Source organism: Sulfurospirillum tamanense, from assembly GCF_016937535.1.
In the GTDB taxonomy this organism is placed as follows: Bacteria; Campylobacterota; Campylobacteria; order Campylobacterales; family Campylobacteraceae; genus Sulfurospirillum_B; species Sulfurospirillum_B tamanense.
In genome coordinates this window covers 23,481-39,630 of record NZ_JAFHKK010000001.1, presented here as the reverse complement: position 1 = coordinate 39,630, position 16,150 = coordinate 23,481, and the positions used below count along the sequence as shown (strand labels likewise).

The 16,150-nt window shown below is 45.8% G+C and carries 18 protein-coding genes; 12 read left to right on the top strand and 6 right to left on the bottom strand.

The features are described from left to right. Positions 1–3: 3 nt before the first annotated feature. The gene (gene luxS, locus JWV37_RS00230) at positions 4–510 is read left to right on the top strand and encodes an S-ribosylhomocysteine lyase (protein WP_205457633.1); all 507 of its coding nucleotides are present in this window, start codon (positions 4–6) and stop codon (positions 508–510) included. Here luxS and JWV37_RS00225 read toward each other — a convergent pair. Beyond that, a complete protein-coding gene (locus tag JWV37_RS00225; protein ID WP_205457632.1) occupies positions 493–873 on the bottom strand; it encodes a DUF1294 domain-containing protein in 381 nt (126 codons plus the stop codon). The two genes, luxS and JWV37_RS00225, sit on opposite strands and share 18 nt — an antisense overlap. 117 nt (positions 874–990) lie before the next feature. On the opposite strand from JWV37_RS00225, the gene JWV37_RS00220 reads away from it, so the two are divergent. The 6 genes from JWV37_RS00220 (at position 991) to JWV37_RS00195 (ending at position 4,475) form a co-directional block, all read left to right on the top strand. Beyond that, entirely contained in the window at positions 991–1,503 is a 513-nt protein-coding gene (locus tag JWV37_RS00220) for an ATP/GTP-binding protein (RefSeq protein WP_205457631.1), read from the top strand. 167 nt (positions 1,504–1,670) lie between these two features. After that, positions 1,671–2,372 carry a dUTPase gene (gene dut, locus JWV37_RS00215; protein ID WP_205457630.1) on the top strand — a complete coding sequence of 234 codons (702 nt, stop codon included), beginning with the start codon at positions 1,671–1,673 and terminating at the stop codon, positions 2,370–2,372. After that, positions 2,372–2,533 carry a hypothetical protein gene (locus JWV37_RS00210; protein ID WP_205457629.1) on the top strand — a complete coding sequence of 54 codons (162 nt, stop codon included), beginning with the start codon at positions 2,372–2,374 and terminating at the stop codon, positions 2,531–2,533. Before dut ends, JWV37_RS00210 begins: the two co-directional genes overlap by 1 nt. Continuing rightward, the gene (locus JWV37_RS00205; RefSeq protein ID WP_205457795.1) at positions 2,470–3,093 is read left to right on the top strand and encodes an EI24 domain-containing protein; all 624 of its coding nucleotides are present in this window, start codon (positions 2,470–2,472) and stop codon (positions 3,091–3,093) included. Before JWV37_RS00210 ends, JWV37_RS00205 begins: the two co-directional genes overlap by 64 nt. Positions 3,094–3,169: 76 nt before the next feature. Continuing rightward, a complete protein-coding gene (locus tag JWV37_RS12965) occupies positions 3,170–3,724 on the top strand; it encodes a lysozyme family protein (protein ID WP_240331926.1) in 555 nt (184 codons plus the stop codon). Positions 3,725–3,827: 103 nt separating this feature from the next. Next, positions 3,828–4,475, top strand: a complete 648-nt coding sequence (locus tag JWV37_RS00195; protein WP_205457628.1) for a ferritin family protein — start codon at positions 3,828–3,830, stop codon at positions 4,473–4,475. Here JWV37_RS00195 and JWV37_RS00190 read toward each other — a convergent pair. Genes JWV37_RS00190 through JWV37_RS00175 form a run of 4 tightly spaced genes read right to left on the bottom strand, consistent with a single transcriptional unit; the run spans position 4,472 to position 7,680 of the window. Further along, on the bottom strand, positions 4,472–4,924 hold the full coding sequence (locus JWV37_RS00190; RefSeq protein WP_205457627.1) for an acyl-CoA thioesterase: 453 nt from the start codon (positions 4,922–4,924) through the stop codon (positions 4,472–4,474). The genes JWV37_RS00195 and JWV37_RS00190 overlap by 4 nt on opposite strands. Positions 4,925–4,953: 29 nt before the next feature. Then, on the bottom strand, positions 4,954–6,345 hold the full coding sequence (locus JWV37_RS00185; protein ID WP_205457626.1) for a sensor histidine kinase: 1,392 nt from the start codon (positions 6,343–6,345) through the stop codon (positions 4,954–4,956). After that, positions 6,339–7,010, bottom strand: coding sequence for a response regulator transcription factor (locus JWV37_RS00180; protein WP_205457625.1), 672 nt, complete (start codon positions 7,008–7,010; stop codon positions 6,339–6,341). The genes JWV37_RS00185 and JWV37_RS00180 overlap by 7 nt, the downstream gene beginning before the upstream one ends. Position 7,011: 1 nt before the next feature. After that, positions 7,012–7,680, bottom strand: a complete 669-nt coding sequence (locus JWV37_RS00175; RefSeq protein ID WP_205457624.1) for a phosphate signaling complex PhoU family protein — start codon at positions 7,678–7,680, stop codon at positions 7,012–7,014. Between the two features lie 137 nt (positions 7,681–7,817). On the opposite strand from JWV37_RS00175, the gene olsF reads away from it, so the two are divergent. From olsF to JWV37_RS00155, 4 genes are all read left to right on the top strand, one after another. Further along, positions 7,818–9,533: a bifunctional ornithine lipid synthase OlsF gene (gene olsF / locus JWV37_RS00170; protein WP_205457623.1), complete on the top strand. Its 1,716-nt coding sequence runs from the start codon at positions 7,818–7,820 to the stop codon at positions 9,531–9,533. Positions 9,534–9,592: 59 nt separating this feature from the next. Further along, complete coding sequence (locus JWV37_RS00165) at positions 9,593–11,329, top strand: diguanylate cyclase domain-containing protein (protein WP_205457622.1); 1,737 nt, start codon at positions 9,593–9,595, stop codon at positions 11,327–11,329. Between the two features lie 89 nt (positions 11,330–11,418). Further along, complete coding sequence (locus tag JWV37_RS00160) at positions 11,419–12,720, top strand: ATP-binding protein (RefSeq protein ID WP_205457621.1); 1,302 nt, start codon at positions 11,419–11,421, stop codon at positions 12,718–12,720. A 12-nt stretch (positions 12,721–12,732) separates the two neighbouring features. Beyond that, the gene (locus tag JWV37_RS00155) at positions 12,733–13,074 is read left to right on the top strand and encodes a MerR family transcriptional regulator (RefSeq protein ID WP_205457620.1); all 342 of its coding nucleotides are present in this window, start codon (positions 12,733–12,735) and stop codon (positions 13,072–13,074) included. Here JWV37_RS00155 and JWV37_RS00150 read toward each other — a convergent pair. After that, a complete protein-coding gene (locus JWV37_RS00150) occupies positions 13,071–14,213 on the bottom strand; it encodes a hypothetical protein (protein ID WP_205457619.1) in 1,143 nt (380 codons plus the stop codon). The genes JWV37_RS00155 and JWV37_RS00150 overlap by 4 nt on opposite strands. 46 nt (positions 14,214–14,259) lie before the next feature. Here JWV37_RS00150 and ciaB point away from each other — a divergent pair, with 46 nt between their 5' ends. Next, entirely contained in the window at positions 14,260–16,107 is a 1,848-nt protein-coding gene (gene ciaB / locus JWV37_RS00145) for an invasion protein CiaB (protein ID WP_369407626.1), read from the top strand. Positions 16,108–16,150: the final 43 nt, after the last annotated feature.

The window sequence follows — 16,150 nt, the reverse complement described above, 5'->3', positions numbered from 1 at the left end:
CCTATGCCACTTTTAGACAGCTTTACCGTTGATCACGTCAAAATGCCAGCCCCTGCTGTGCGCCTTGCTAAAAGCATGAAAACCCCAAGCGGCGACACCATCACGGTGTATGATTTGCGTTTTTGCAAGCCCAATCACGACATCATGAGTGGTGAGGGAATTCACACATTAGAGCACCTTTTTGCAGGTTTTATGCGTAACCACCTCAACTCCGCCCAAACCGAAATCATCGACCTTTCGCCGATGGGATGTCGCACGGGATTTTACATGAGCGTTATTGGTAGCCCCAAAGAAGACGCGGTGGTCAAAGCTTGGGAAGCATCCATGAACGATGTATTACATGTAAAGACTCAAGAGGACATTCCTGAGCTTAATCTTTACCAGTGCGGGACTTGCGCGATGCACTCTTTGGAAGACGCTAAAACCATTGCGACAAAAGTCCTTAAGCAGGGTATCGGTGTGATGGATAATGAAGCACTCAAACTTGACCTTTCAAAGATTGACGCCTAAAAAGGAAAAAATCGCTTCTTGGTGGGTTGCAACCCACCAAATCACCACAATCCACAAGAAGCTAATCCCTGTTAAAATTCCCACAAAAACCTTTTTGGCGCGTTTATGTTTGAGCACAATGACTCCCAGCCACGTGCCTAAAAATCCGCCAATCCCCGCCACGTAGTAAAGCAAGGTTTCTGGTGTGCGTTTTCTTTCGTGCCGTGCCGCGTAAGCATCAACTCCCATCAGCATAAAGGCAAACACGGTTGCTTGCAAAGCATACCACCCCAGCACAGGAACCGTAGGAACTGCCCAGTTAAGCAAAAAACTCACACCCGTAAGGCCAAACAAAACAAGTAAACGTACACCCAAACAGCACATAAAAACTCCTGCGGTGGCTCAAAATATTTTTAATACCTAATCATAAAAAGTCTATTTTATCACATTACCCTCTTTACATGTAACGCATTGTACCGATATACCCTCAAAGGATTAATCATGCAAATCGATACCATGCAAGGGGCGTATAATAGCCTTGATTTTACCATCAAAACCCGTTCTGGAGATACGTTGTCGTTGAACATGTATGACAATAAATCCATGCACTACAGTGCCTCTAAAGAAGGAAATGTTCAAACACGCGAATTGACCCTTTCCCATGCCTATGGATACAAATTTTCTTATGAGGGAAACGGCATTGACGCCCAAGACCAAAAAGAGATTGCACAAGCCCTAGAAGCTTTGCAACCGCGCATTCAAGAGTACCTCAAAAACGTTGAACAAAGTGGCATCCCTACCCCGCGAGACATTCTTAACACCGCTTTTGATTTCCGCCAAGAGTTGCCCACGCCCAAGGACGCAAACCACAAAAACGCCATCGCCCAAGGGCTGCTTGAGACGTTTGATAAAACTCTAGGGAGCATGGGCGCGCAACAAAAAGCCCTCGAGACTGCCCAAACGCTTTTTGAAAAGATGCTTGACCAGCTAGAATCCTTCTCTTTGTACGCCTGAGTCTACTTGGTTACTAAGGGTGTGGTATAATGCGCCCTTGAAAAGGAAAGCCGTGGCCCTAGCGTGGAGTGTTATGAAGGTTGTATTAACCCTGATTGGCATTTTTGCCGGGGGAATAGCTGTCACGAAACTGGTGGCACATTTGGCACGGTTTGCAAAGGACAAGCATGACACCCCGTGAAATTTTAAAAGAGATGTTTACTCTTCAACAAACCCTCAATGATGGCACCAACGGTGAAGGTTGGGAGAGCGGCTATACTAATCAAGGCAAATTTATCAGTTGGAAGCGTTGTATTCACATGGAGTGTGCTGAACTCATTGATAGTTTTGCGTGGAAACACTGGAAACACATCGCCAAACCCACAGACTGGGAAAATGTGCGGGTTGAGGTGGTAGATATTTGGCATTTTGTGATGAGTTTATTGTTAGAGCACTATTATAATGAAAACAAAGGTGGCGTAGACCAGTTGGTCGAAGATGTGGCCAACACGCAAGGCTTTAGGGATTTTTGCAAAGAAGCTTACGATCCTAATGGATTTGATGATTTAGAGCTTATTAATGATATTGAATCTTTGATTCACGGATGCACGGGCTATGAATTGGAATTGTTTGATGGCTTGTTGCGTCGGTACTTTGACGTAGCCTTGAAATGTGGCATTAATCTTGGAACCCTTTACCGTTACTATGTGGCTAAAAATGTTCTTAACCGTTTTCGCCAAGACAACGGCTACAAGGAAGGCAGTTACCAAAAAATCTGGAACGGCAAAGAAGACAATGTTGTCATGCTTGAATTATTGGGGGAGCCTATGCCCACCATTGACGCTCTTTATAACGCACTTTCCCAACAGTATAAAGCCTTGGGAGCGTAATGCTTTTAGTCCGCGCTTTGCGTGATTATACGAGCCCTTCTGTACTGGGAGCTTCTTTTGTGGCGCTTTTGACGCCCTTGGTGTTGCTAGGGTTGCCATTGGATTTGGCGGAACACACCTTTGGGATGCTCTCCAAGCCCTTGAAGCGGGCGAACCGCTAGCTGCCCAAGCCTTACCAGGCTGGCTTGAAGTGTTTTTGGCCTATAGTATCGTCCAATGGGTGGTTATCACGCTTTTTTACCTCCTTGGTGGGGTTTTGGCCCTTCTTTTGTCAGTAATTATTGCCCTTATTGTGATAGGGTTTTTTACCCCTTGGTTAGTGCGTTTGGTTCAAAAGCGCCATTACCCAACTCTCTCCTTGCCTCAAGGATTGCCTGTGGCTGTTGTTATCAAAGAGAGTATTGGAATTTTTGGAAAATTTTTAGGCCTATTGGCTCTTTCGCTTGTTTTGTTGGCTTTTCCATTTGTGAATATTGCGGCTTTACATGTACCGTTTTTTTACCTTTTTTATCGAATTTTAATGCTTGATGTGGGCAGTGCATTGTTGGATGCTTCGGGTTATGAGGTTTTTAAAGCAACCCACCGTTCTTCTACATTGGCGATTAGTCTTGTTTGTTTTGCTTTATCACTCATTCCTTTTGTAGGGCTTTTTTTGCAACCCCTCTTTGTTCTCTATTTTACGCATTATATGTTTCAAAATGTATTGCTTGTGAGCAAATAAATCAATTAAAGCCCATTGTTAACTATATATTAATTTTAAATTAGGTATAATCCATCCTTTTTATAAAGGATTACCCATGCACTACCTGATAAAACGGTTTGTGTGGTGGGTAGGGATACTGATTTTTGCCGCTTCGGCACTGCATGCGAGTGTGTTTAAACCTGAACAAATCAATACGCTAGCCCTCGTTAAAGAAATTGCCCTACGCTACCCCGACAAAACCGGAGAAACCTTTGCCAAAACGGCCATGGCCATCTGTCTGACTGAAACCAGTGCAGGTGTGTTTAAAATTGGTGATATTGGCAAAGACCCCAATATCTTCCAAGCCTCTTTAGGCGTCATGCAAGTACGCCTTGAAACCGCCCGTTTTGTTGCCCAAAAGTTAGATTTGCAAGAAATTAAAGCCATGAGTGATGTAAAACTTGTCAACAAACTCTTAGGTGATGACCATTTTAATATTGAGGTTGCGGTACAGTTTTTAGTGTGGTTAAGTGATTACACAAAGCACGATTATTTTCGTACTGTAAGCCGCTATAATGGGGGAAATGTAAATCATCCCTACTATGGACGCGTGATGCGCAACATGCAACTCATTGCTAAAGAAACTTCCCTGATGGTTGATTTGGACTAATCTTCATTGCGTGCAAATGCTTATGTCATGCCTTTCTTTACATGTAAGCGTTTCGTACTTTTGTTTGCGTTACAATACCCTATCTTATTTTTAAGGAGTGTTAATGCGACAATACGAAACCTACAAATGCAACAAATGCGGCAATGAAGTAGAGGTCCAAGCTGTAGGCGGTGGAAAGCTCACCTGTTGTAACGAAGCCATGGCGTGTGTGACCACTAATCTAACCGCTGTCAACCTCATGAAAGCCTTTGCGGGCGAATCCATGGCACGCAACAAGTACGATTTATTTGCCGACATGGCAGAAGAAGAAGGCTTGCACCGCATCGCTGTGCATTTTAGAGAGGCTGCCGCCAATGAGATGTGGCACGCCAGAGCAGAGTATAAAGAAGCCAACAAAATGCTGCATGGGTTTGAGCTTGATACGACTGCTAAAAACTTACTTTACGCAGCTGATGGCGAGCGTTATGAGCATGAGACCATGTACCCTGATTTTGAAGCCATTGCCAAAGAAGAAGGGCACAGCGCCGTAGCGCGTCTTTTTAGAGCCATTGGAAAAGTAGAAGTGGAGCACGAGCGTGAGTATTTGGAGCTTCGAAAAATGCTTGATGAAGAAGGATTTTTTGAAAGCGAAGAAGACGACGTGTGGGTGTGTGAAGTGTGTGGACATGTCCACCGAGGCAAAAAAGCCCCCGCAACCTGTCCGTTGTGCCGCGTGGGTCAAGAGTACTTTAAGCGGGAGTTTTTAGGTTAAATCCCATAACCTTTATTAAACACAGAAGTGTCTAGCGGGTAGTCCAAGTCTAAGGCTTCCCGCTGCTTTTGGCTTACATGTAAAGGTCTTTTGTTTCCCTCTTTATCGACACTTACATAGGTAATTACTGCGCTAGTGACATGCACGCAGGTTTGGCCGTTTTCGCTGGCACGCTCTGCGACCACTTCAACCCGCGTTTGAACCGAAGTGGTGCCTGCTTTGATAACCTTTGCATAACAACACAGCACATCCCCTACATGTACAGGTTCTTTGAAGGTCATGGAATTTACCGCAACTGTAACAACCCGCTCCGCCCCAAGCTCTCTCGTGGCCAAAGCGCCTGCGATGTCAATTTGTGCCATAATCCACCCGCCAAAGATATTGCCTGAGGGATTGGTGTCTTTTGGCATGGCGACAATCTTAATGCGGGGTTCGCCCATTCCGTACATGGTACTCCTTGTTTTTGGGGATTATACCACTACTTCAGGGTAAAGGAGAAGGTCGAACCCTCGCCTAAGGTGCTTTGGATGGCAAGTTCGCTTTCGTGAAGCTTGAGAATGTAGTGGACCAAAGAGAGGCCAAGGCCCATGGAGTTGTCCCACGAGTAGCGGTTAGTGCGGTAAAACTTTTTGGTAATGTTGGGAATTTCTTCAGGAGGAATGCCCTCGCCCTCGTCGCGAACATGACAGGTTTTGTCTACAACTTCTACGTAAATTTTATCCTCAGAATATTTTAGAGCATTATCTAAAAGGTTGTTAAGCACCATTTCAACCATGGTGGCATCAGCTGTTACAAATGAGGTGTCAAGGTGGGTGACAAAAGTGCGTTTAGGATAGCGCTCTTCAAAGCTTGCAACCACTTCTTTGGTAAGCTTTGAGAGGTCAAAAGCCGTTGGCGTAGGGGTTAAGTCCCCGTTTTCAAGCTTGGTTGCCAATGAGAGGCGGTTGATCATCGCGTTTATTTTTTGGCCATTTGAGACGATTTTCCCCAAGAAGCGTTCTCTGATTTCTTGGTTCATGCTCGCATCTTCCAAAAGGGTTTGAGCGTAACCGATGATGGAGGCGATAGGGTTTTTAAATTCATGCCCAACTGCGGCGATGATGTCACTACGCTGTTTGCTCAAGAGCCGAAGTTTGGCGGTGTGTTTGCGTTTTTGCTTGTCGCGTTTTGAGAGTTTGAAAGCAAGTAAATGCACGCGATTGGCAATCTCTTCAAACTCCTTGGCAAAACCCGCGTTGATGTGGGTTTTGTACTCTTTATTGGCAATGGCTTCGAGGCCATTGCCAAGCTTTCTTAGCTCATTTTTGATACGCCGATGAATAAAATAAGAGACCAAAACCCCCAAAGCCAAAACTCCCAAAAAGATAACAGCAGTTTGCAGCCAAAGAGACAAAAAGTTTTCGCGAATCTCTTGTGTGCTCATGCCAAGACGTACCACAAGAGGTGTGCCGCGGTAGTTGACTGTTTTTGCCACGTATAAAAAATCGTTATTGACCGAATCAGAATGACGCAAGTTTACGCCAAAAGGCTCTCTGAGTGCTTGAATGACTTCGGGTCGGTAGCGGTGGTTATCCATGGTGTTGATGTCTTTGCGGTCCGTTTCGGCTAATACGGTGCCATCTAGCCCGATAAGGGTAACCCGTTTGCCGATACCTCTTTTGATGGCATCGGCAAAGGCATCAAGGGTCTCTTCGTGGGAAGAGAAAGGAAGTTGAAGCTCAATGAGGTTGATGTGGGATTTGAGGGTTTTTTCAAATTCACGCAGTTGAATCTCTTTGAGGGTAAAATAACTTACTAGTGTTGCGAGAATGATTCCTCCAAAAAAAAGCCCCACAAGCCGCGTGTTGAAGTGCTGATGGAGGGTTAGCACAAGGTGTATCCTACGCCCCAGATGGACTTGATATAATTTTTCTCTTTGGTTGGATCAATCTTTTTTTTGAGGCGATTGATGGCTACATTGACGGTTTTGTCTTGGTAGTATGCCTCTTCTTCCCACACTTTTTCCAAAAGAAATTCACGGTTTAATACGCTGTTTTTGTGAGACATGAGTGCATGCAGGAGATCAAATTCTAATTTGGTGAGCTCAATCTCCTCTTTGCCAACAAACACTTCTCTGGTTTCAAGGTTAAGGGTAATGTCACGGTGAGAAAGGGTGCTAAGGGGTGCTGTTTGGGTGCGTCTTAGTATGGCATGTACGCGCAAAATAAGCTCATTCATGTTGAAAGGCTTAGTCAGATAATCATCCCCTCCGCGCAAAAAACCTTCCTCAACATTGGCGTCAGTGTCTTTGGCTGTGACGAAAATCACGGGCGCATTGATGCCTTTTTGACGGAGCTTTTGGACAAATTCACTCCCCTCAGCCCCTGGAAGGTTGCGATCAACCACCATGGCATCTACTTGCTCTTCTTCCAAAAATTTTTCTACGTTTTTAGTGGAGAGAAACCCCGCCACTTCAAAGCCAGCTTTTTGAAAATGGTATTCCATAAGCTCCAATAAATCTGCCTCATCTTCAATGATTAAAACGGTTGCGCCCATGTTAGTAAACGTCCAGTTCTCCGCCAACTTTAGCAAACATTAAAAGTTTTGAGATGTTTACGGCGCGATCAGCAATGCGCTCAAGCTTGCGCATGGTGCTGAGAATTTGAATGTGGTTGGTGTTGAATTCGTTGAGTTTGCTCAGTTCTGAGAGAATGTTTTTTTCTAAAATAGCATACAAATCATCCGTCTTGCTCTCCTCCACTTGTACCTTGCGGTAGATAGCCTCCACTTCGTCTTTGTTGTTGGTTTCAAAAGCTTTCATGGCAACCGTAATAGCCACTGTGGCACTTTTACATAGGTGCGCGCCGTATTCTTGGCAGCTAGGAAAACATGCGCCATTTTCCATGAGTGGGTGAATGCGCTTTGAGAAGGCTTTGATGTTTTCGCTAATGCGCACCATTTCATTGGTAGCTTTCAGGTAGGCGACTAATTCACGTAAATCTGTCGCTTCTGCGCCAAAAAGAGCCAAAGAGGTGACGATTTGATTGTCGATGTGGTTGCCTTTGGTGCCACTGTTTTTGAGCATCAAGCGCGCTGCTTCAAAACGCGAGGTGTCGCCCGTTTGAAGACCGTGCAGGGCTTTTTCAGCGGCAGTAACAAGGTCTTGGCCAAGGTCTGTTAGTAAGTTTCTAATTTCTTGGAGTTTCTGGTCGTGTTTAGGTAGCATGGGTTGTCCTTATGGCGTGATAAAGCCCAAATGATAAAGAAAAAAGATTACAGGGTGGTTACAGCCCCAAAAAAGGGTTATCGCTTTGTAATGGCTCACCGTTATAATGCTCCAATTTTGCTAATAAGGCGGTCTGCATGCTAGATGTTAATGCGTTAATCAACGCCCAGTCTTCACGGGTAAAATCCCTGCCTAAATGGATGCTAAAGCCTATCATCTATGGGCTTAAGAAACTATTTCACCAAGACGAAGTAAACCGTCAATTGGAGCGCATTGGGCACTTGGAGGGGTTTGATTTTATCGAGGCGGTGTTGGAGTATTTTAATGTCTCTTACACTGTGTCTAATAAGGAAAAACTCAATATCCCTGCTTCGGGACGCGTGGTGCTCATTGCCAACCACCCTCTGGGGGCACTAGACGCACTCTCTCTTTTGATGTTGGTGCGAGAGGTGCGACCCGATGTGAAGATTGTGGCTAATGAGTTGCTTTCACACGTTGACCAGTTGGCTTCTTTGCTCATTCCTGTGGATGTTTTGGGGGCGCGCTCCACAAAAGAGCACATTAAGGCACTTTATGGGGCTTTGGAAGAGGAAAATGTGCTGATTATCTTTCCCTCGGGGGAGGTTTCGCGGGCGCGTCCTACGGGTGTAAAAGACACCAAGTGGCAAAAAGGGTTTTTGAAGATTGCGAAAAAAACCCAATCTCCTATCGTGCCTGTGTTTATCAAAGCTCGCAACTCCTCTCTTTTTTACACTATTTCAATGCTTAGCAAACCGTTGGCAGCACTCTTGTTGCCCCATGAAATGTTTACCAAGCGCGGCGGCACTGTGGGGTTTCGGGTAGGAGAAAAGATACCCCATAAAGTTCTCAAAGAAAACCCCATTGATGACAAGCAAACCCTTCAGCTCCTTAAAAAACACCTTTACAGTGTGGGCAAAGGGAAGCGGGGCGTGTTTAAAACCGAATCGTGCATTGCCCATCCTGAAGAGCGTGCACGCTTGCGCAAAGAGCTTAAAAAAGCACAACTTCTAGGGGTGACAAATGACGGAAAACAGATTTATCTTTTTGATGCTTTTGTAGAATCTGCGTTGATGCGCGAAGTGGGCCGTTTGCGAGAGATGACCTTTCGCAAGGTAGAAGAAGGCACAGGAGATAAGCGTGATATTGATACTTTTGATTTGAAATACCGGCATATTATTTTGTGGGACGAAGAGGAGCTGGAGGTAGCAGGGGCGTACCGCATCGGCGAGGGGACGAAGCTCATGGAGCAAGGATTTAAAGGATTTTATGCCAATACATTGTTTGAATATATGCCCGCCTTTGAGCCCATCGTCAAAGAGGGCATAGAGTTGGGGCGTAGTTTTGTGCAACCGCGCTACTGGGGCTCGCGAGCCTTGGATTATTTATGGCAAGGAGTAGGGGCGTATTTGCGTGCGCATCCGGAGGTCAAGTACATGTTTGGTCCGGTGAGTTTGAGTAAAACTTACCCACGAATAGCCCAAGAGATGATGGTCTTTTTTTACAGTTTTTATTTCCCTCCATTTAAAGAATACGTACGCCCTAGAACCCCTTTTTTATTGAAGCGCGATGAAAAAGAAACCGTACAAAAATGCTTTACATGTAAAGACTATAGAGAAGATTTTGGGCGTTTAAAACGCCAGCTTCAAGCCATGGATTTGAGTGTGCCAACCTTGTATAAACAGTACAGTGAGCTGTGTGAAGAAGGCGGGTGTCAATTTGTTGGCTTTAATGTAGACACCCAATTTGGGGATTGTTTGGACGGGTTTATTGTGGTGGAGATAGCAAAAATTAAGCAGGCCAAAAAAGAACGCTACATGGGGCAAGGGGTCTAAAAGCATTTTCCTTTATGAAAATGGTGCTACAATAGGGAAATTCTCCCCAAAGGCGGCCCATGAAAAAGGCGTGGCTAGCGCTCTTTCTAACGCTCTTTTCTAACACACTTTATGCTAAAGAGCCCTTGCGCGTGTGTGTGGACCCTGATTGGACACCCTATGAAACATTGAGTTCAGGCGGGGAGTTTGTGGGAATTGGTGCAGATTTGTTTGCCTTGGTGGCCAAGCGTGCTGGGGTGGTTTACACTATTGTTCCCACGAAAGATTGGGAAGAGAGCATTGCCTTTTCTAAGGAAGGAAAATGTGATGCTTTGGCATTTTTAAACCAAACCCCTGCACGGGAGGAGTGGTTGGTTTTTACAGAACCCTATTTTACTGACCCCAATGTCATCATTACGCGCGAATCCCACGAGTATATTTCTAACCTTTCGGAGTTTTGGGATTTGCGCATAGCTCTTCCTTCGGGAACAAGCATCGAAGAACGGGTACGTCAAGATTTCCCCCATCTTGTCATCATTCCTGCAACATCCGAAAAAGAAGCTTTTGCCCTTGTGGCTTCTGGCGAGGCGGACATGACGCTACGTTCTTTAATGTTGGCTGTTTATACCATCAAAAAAGAGGGGTGGTTCAACCTTAAGGTAGCAGGTGAAGTGCCCCAATACACCAATCAATTTCGCATTGGTTTGCGCAAAGACCACGCGGCACTAAAAGAGACACTAAATCAAGGCATTAGCACCTTAAAACCTCAAGAAGTGCGCGAAATTGCCAATAAACATGTGGCTATTATAGTGGAAGGGAAGCCAGATTACGGGTTGGTTTTTAGGGTGCTTGTGGGTTTTGGCGTGGTGTTTGGCTTTGGCTTGTTGTGGCTAGGGGTGCAACGACGCACCAATGCCAGACTCGCCCAACAACTAGAAGAACAGCGTAAAATCGAAGCCGCACTGCGTGAAAGCCAAGAGGGCTACCGTGTATTGATTGAAGGGGCTAGGGAGGGTGTGGTAGTAACCCAGAGTGAAAAAGTGATGTATTGCAACCCCTCTTTTTTGGAGCTTGTGGGCTACACTAAAGAAGAAGTTGAAAATATGTCAATCCACACCTATTTGCATCCAGAAGACAAAGGGCGTGCCGCCCAAAACCACCATAGACGCATCGCAGGAGAAGAGGTAGAACAGCGGTATCCTGTGCGTTTTATCACCAAGCAACAAGAAACCATATGGGTAGAGATTAGTGGTGCGCGTATCATGTGGAAGGGAGAGCCTGCAGCCCTTAATTTTCTTGTGGACATTACCGAGCGTGTAAAAAAAGAAGCTTTCATGCGCCATATGGCTCAATATGACCAACTCACCGGCCTTCCTAACCGTTGGCTTTTGGATGAGCGCTTGGACGATACGCTACGGCTTTCAAGGCGTACGGGAGACTCTTTTGGGGTTATTTTTGTAGATTTGAACCGCTTTAAGCCCATTAATGATACCTATGGGCACGAAGTGGGCGATGCACTTTTGGTGGCTGTGGCAAAACGCATTAAAGCGTTGTTACGCGAATCAGACACAGTAGCTAGGGTAGGCGGAGATGAGTATGTGGTGTTGTTGCCTTTGGCTGCGCGACCAGAAGATGCCCTGCTTGTGGCCCAAAAAATTGAAAAAGCCATAGAAAAACCCTTTGTTTTATCGGGACATTCACTTAAGATTTCGTGCTCTGCAGGTGTTGCTTTTTATCCTCTTCACGGAAAAACGCGCATGGAGCTTTATCGGCATGCGGACCGAGCAATGTATGACCAAAAACATAGTCGCAATTAACGTTTTAATTGCAGGGGTTTTCAATTAAAACATGTTACAATCATGCCATTTTAGTGGGTAATCTTTACATGTAAAGAAAGGGGGTGGGAATGTCTCAATGGTTAAGTGCGGCAAGAGTGCTTGAAGAAAATACCAAAGAAGGAAATTATTTTGAAGCACAAAGCGGCATTTATGCCCTAAGGCGCGTGCAAACCCTCCTTGAGACAACCTTTCCCCAGATGATGTTTTTACTGGGCGAGCCTGGAAGCGGGAAGAGCTTTATGCTTCATCACCTAAAGCGCCTGTACGAAAAAAAACGCTTGTGCGTGCTGATTGAAAACCCTTTTCTAAGCCCTGCCCAATTGCTCCAACGGCTTCTTTCTTGTGCAGGCATTACCGCCACATCTCATGATGTAGAGGCTTTGCGCCTTCAGGCGGTTGAGGCATACACAGGGGTAGACCATCTCATTATGCTCGATGAGGCTCAGCTTATGAGTGCCCAATTGCGAGAATTTGTGAGGATTTTAAGTGATAGCAAGGTGTTTTATTTTTTGATTGCAATGCACCAACGCGAAGGAGAAGAGATGCTCTCCTTGGCCCATTTTCACTCACGCCCCCATCAGGTGATTTATTTGGGGGATTTGCAACCTAGCGAATGCGTCCCTTATCTTGCCAAAGAGTTACAATCTGTTGGCTTTTTTAACGTGGAAGCTTTGCTGGGAAAACGCCTTATGGAGGAGGCGTGGCGTTACAGCAGAGGAAATTTTCGCAATTTTAAAAAATGTTTTTACCACCTATTTTTATTGCTCGATTATGCCCAAACCCACCAAAAAAAAGAGTTCCTAAAACCCTCTTTGGTGCTTTTGCGTATGGCGGCTATCCGAGCGCGCGTTCTTGCTTCAGAGCTAAACACGGATGATTTTGACCAGCTTTTGCACGAAGCGCGCCGCAAAAGTGGCGGTAAGCATAAAGCATTGGTGGCCTCTTTGGTGATGGTGGTGGGAATGGGTGCTGTGTGGTACTATACCCATACGGCGTTATTTTCCCCACACGCAAAACGTGAAAAGTCTCTGGGTGTAGAATACGTAGCACCAAGCAGTGAAGTCGAACTTAAAACCCACGAAGAAACCTTCTCTTCCGAACCTTTACATGTAAAGGATGAAGCACTTCCCATGGAGCCTTTGGTGGAAGAGCAGACACAAGCCATTGCCACCCAAGAAGCAGAAGAAATCGCCCAAGAAGAAATAATTAAAGAAGAAATAATTAAAGAAGAGACGATCAAGGTAGAGCATAATACGGCATCCGTTTTGCAAAATCCAAATCTGCCTCCTCCGACTTCTTTGCCAAAAACAATTCGCATCCTCCCTTTCAGGGGAGTTTCAACAGCTACTGGGTTGGATGAGCAGTATTAAAGGAGAGACAAGATGGCGTTAATTGATTCGGATAAACCGATTATACCTTTGAGCAGTGTGGCGCAAATGCTTAGCGCAAAACTGCGCACGTTGCGCATGTATGAAGAGAAAGGGCTTCTACCTGTGCATGAGCATGGCAAAAAACTCTACTCCATCAATGATTTGCGTCTGATTGCCTTTGTGCACTACCTTGTGAGTTTTAAAAAAGTTAACGCCAATGGCGTGCGGTTTGTGCTGGAACTGCTTAATGAGCATTTAGACGGTGAGCAAAAAGAGGCGCTGCTAACTTCTGTGGAGGAGCTAATCGAAAAAGTCTCACCCAAGGAAATTGACAGCGAATTTGAAGATTTTTAGCCTTTTTTGAGGGTCTTTTTAAATCCGCTGATTAGGGATTCTGTTTGCATAGCAAGGTAGCTGCGTACTTTTGTTTTTGCAACAGGAGAGAGATGAAGAGTAAGGATGATTTTCTCATCAATGACGTTAAAGACAGAAGCTTTGGTTTTGATGGTCGTAATGAGGTTTTTTTGTGTGGGAAGCTGAAGCGTCACTTCTAGAAAATCATTGCCAACCCCCGCTTGCAAAAGGCGTCCGATTTGTGCTTGTGTTGTTTTAATAACAATAGAACCTTCTGAGATGGCCCCGAGTTCCCCTTCGCACACCCTTTTTTGGGCGTGTAACGCGCTCGCATAGATTTTGCGTTCAGGCTCTACACGCACCCCGCTTCGCTCCAATGCGGAAGTTTCTAAAAACTCTAGACGATTAAGCACAAGCAAAGAGGCTTTGGTGTCTACCTTGGCAATAGTCGCGCGTAAGGCATTAGGGATAAGGTCATGTTGCAGGTGCGTAAAAGATTCATTTTGGTAAAAAGGAAGTTTTGCTTTTTCTACTTCTATAATCAATTTTCCCTCACTATAGGCAATAATTGTGGCATTTTCAGAGACAGGAAGCCCTTTATAAAGATTATAAAGTTTAAGGGTTGGATGGGTTCTAAAGATAGGAATAAGCGCCTCTTGGCCATGTTTGTTTTCATAATAGTTAAAGGCTTTTGTGCCGCAAAAAACTTTTTTTTGGGTCGAGATTCTAGACAAAGCGTAATGCGCATCCACACGCTTTAGTACACTTCCTACCGAATCTTCTGCATCCAAAAGTGTGATGCCAATAGCATCAATCAGTGCTGGATACCGTGTGTGAATATCGCGCTTGATGTTGCTTAGGAGTGTTTTGGCGTAGTGAATTTTTGTCTCATGTAGCATAATCAAAAATACCCCGTCTCCTTGATGAATCAAAGGGCTCATGGCGGTTTGGGTGTGGAGAAATGCAAGGGCATTTTTAAAGGAAAAAGCATCCTCTAAGTCGATATTCATGGAGAGCTTAACCAGACAAATGGAGCGTTTTTCTTCTTTGGTGAGGGCTAGGCTTGCTTCAAGCAACGCGCGTGTGATGTAGGCATTGATGGCGGTATTGGTCTCTTCCACGTCGTTTCCTTGACCCATTTAGTGTAGTGCGTTATTATAGCGAGATTATTAAAAAGGACGGGATGTGAAACACTACGAAAAAGATTTAGAAACCCTTTACATGTACATCACAAAAGAACACCAACGCTTGGGGCAATTGTATGCCGTAGCAGAAGGTGGTGGAAGCGATGAAGACAAAGCGTTGTGCGCTCGGTTGCTCGAAATTGCAGGATTAGAACCAAGGACAGAAAATATCGTCGCGGTACTAGGCAGGGTGGTGGGCCTTCGGGATGAGAGCTTAGTGCAAGCGCTGGCACAAGAGGGCAAAAGTGAAGAAATCACACGCACAAAACACGCGATGTATGACGCTGTGCGGGAGATTTACCACGCACGCCACGAAGCAACACTGCTTTTTGTGGAAGAAAACCAGCTACTTGACCCTTTTTACCGCCGTTTGTTGCGGGGCGTGCATGAGGTTGGGGTGGCGCTAAGTGCGTGGCAACCCACATGGACACGTGTGATTATCGAAGGGGTGAACGAGCGCCTTAAAAAGCGCTACGGCACCACAGGTGCGGTGGTGGCAATGTTGGCTCAAAAAGGGTTGTTGGAAAAAGATGGTAAAGAAGATGCCGACCGCTCTTACTCAGTACTAGCAGAAGATGGGGAGGGCGGTTATAAAAGCCTCGCGTATGCTAAAGCTTTTCCTGAAGAGGTCGCGTGCGTGGCCGTGGCGCTAGAGGCGTTGATTGAGGACCTTGAGGGACTGGAAGATACTTTGTTTGATCAAAAAGAGGCGTGGCTTACCTATTTTGAAGCCTTGCGCCTTGCTTTTACGGAAACAGACAACGCACGCCTCATTCCTCTATGGCGAAATGTGGACCGCGCGTGGATGGACATCACAACGCCGTTGCAAGTGGGACACCCTTTGGAGTACTACGAAGACCACTACAAAAAAGCCGTGGCACTGGAGTGGGATGTGCGTTTGTGTAATCCCAAAGCCTTGCGCGAGGTCAAGGTAAAAGCCTCAGTAAAAGGGATGTACGCACGTGCTTTTGCCCCTTTTTTAAATCCCAAAACGCAGGGCATTTACGAAAAAAGTCTGGCCAATTTAGAGCGAGTGCAGTTGTATTTGGGACGGCCTGCGTTGTTTTATGGAGCAGAGCTTAGTGGGCTGTTTTCGGCCCAAGTGGTGCCCAATGATGAGGCCGTGAGCCAAGCTTTAGGGAAAAAGATTTTTGCTTTTGCGGATAACGTGTTAGATAGTGCGCGTGCTAAGCCGTTTTTGGAAATCCAGCGTGACGTGCTTGGCAAAGCGTTTATGCACGAAGAGCGCACGGTGCTGTTTCGCCAAGAAGCCTTGTGGCACCGGGTGTATGAAGTGAGTACCATCGGGCACGAATTTGGCCATGTGCTGTGGATGGATGAGACGACCGAGGCGGTCATGAACGGAGATGGGATGTTTAAAAACATCGAAGAGTTTAAAGCCACCCTTGGGGGACTCGTTGCTTTTTTTGAAGAAGACGAAGAGGCCTTACGGGCACCTTTGTTGCGGGACACCATCAAGCGTTCAGTGGGGCTCATTGGGTGGATGAAAACTCCTGAGGTGCAGCCGTATTATTGCGAAGGATTAATGCACTTGCACGGGCTTTTTGAAAGTGGTGTGTTGCACTTTGATGGAGCTTTACATGTAAGGATGGAACACTACGAAGCGGCGAAACGTTGGTACCAAGCGTGCTATCAAAGTTTGGGTGAGCATTATGTTGCCAAACGTTTGGCGGGAGAGTTTTTAAACCGCTATGTGGCACTTGATGAGACGGGTGTGTTTGTGCCCAAAGCCACAGCCGTGCGGGAGTTTGTGGAGTATTATTGGGCGCTTTATTGCCTTAAAGGGCGCACCCTTGACACGGAGGAAACCCGCGCCGATTGGATGTAATCAGCCTGTCACCGTTTTGAGGTAAGATGTACCAAAAAACGGG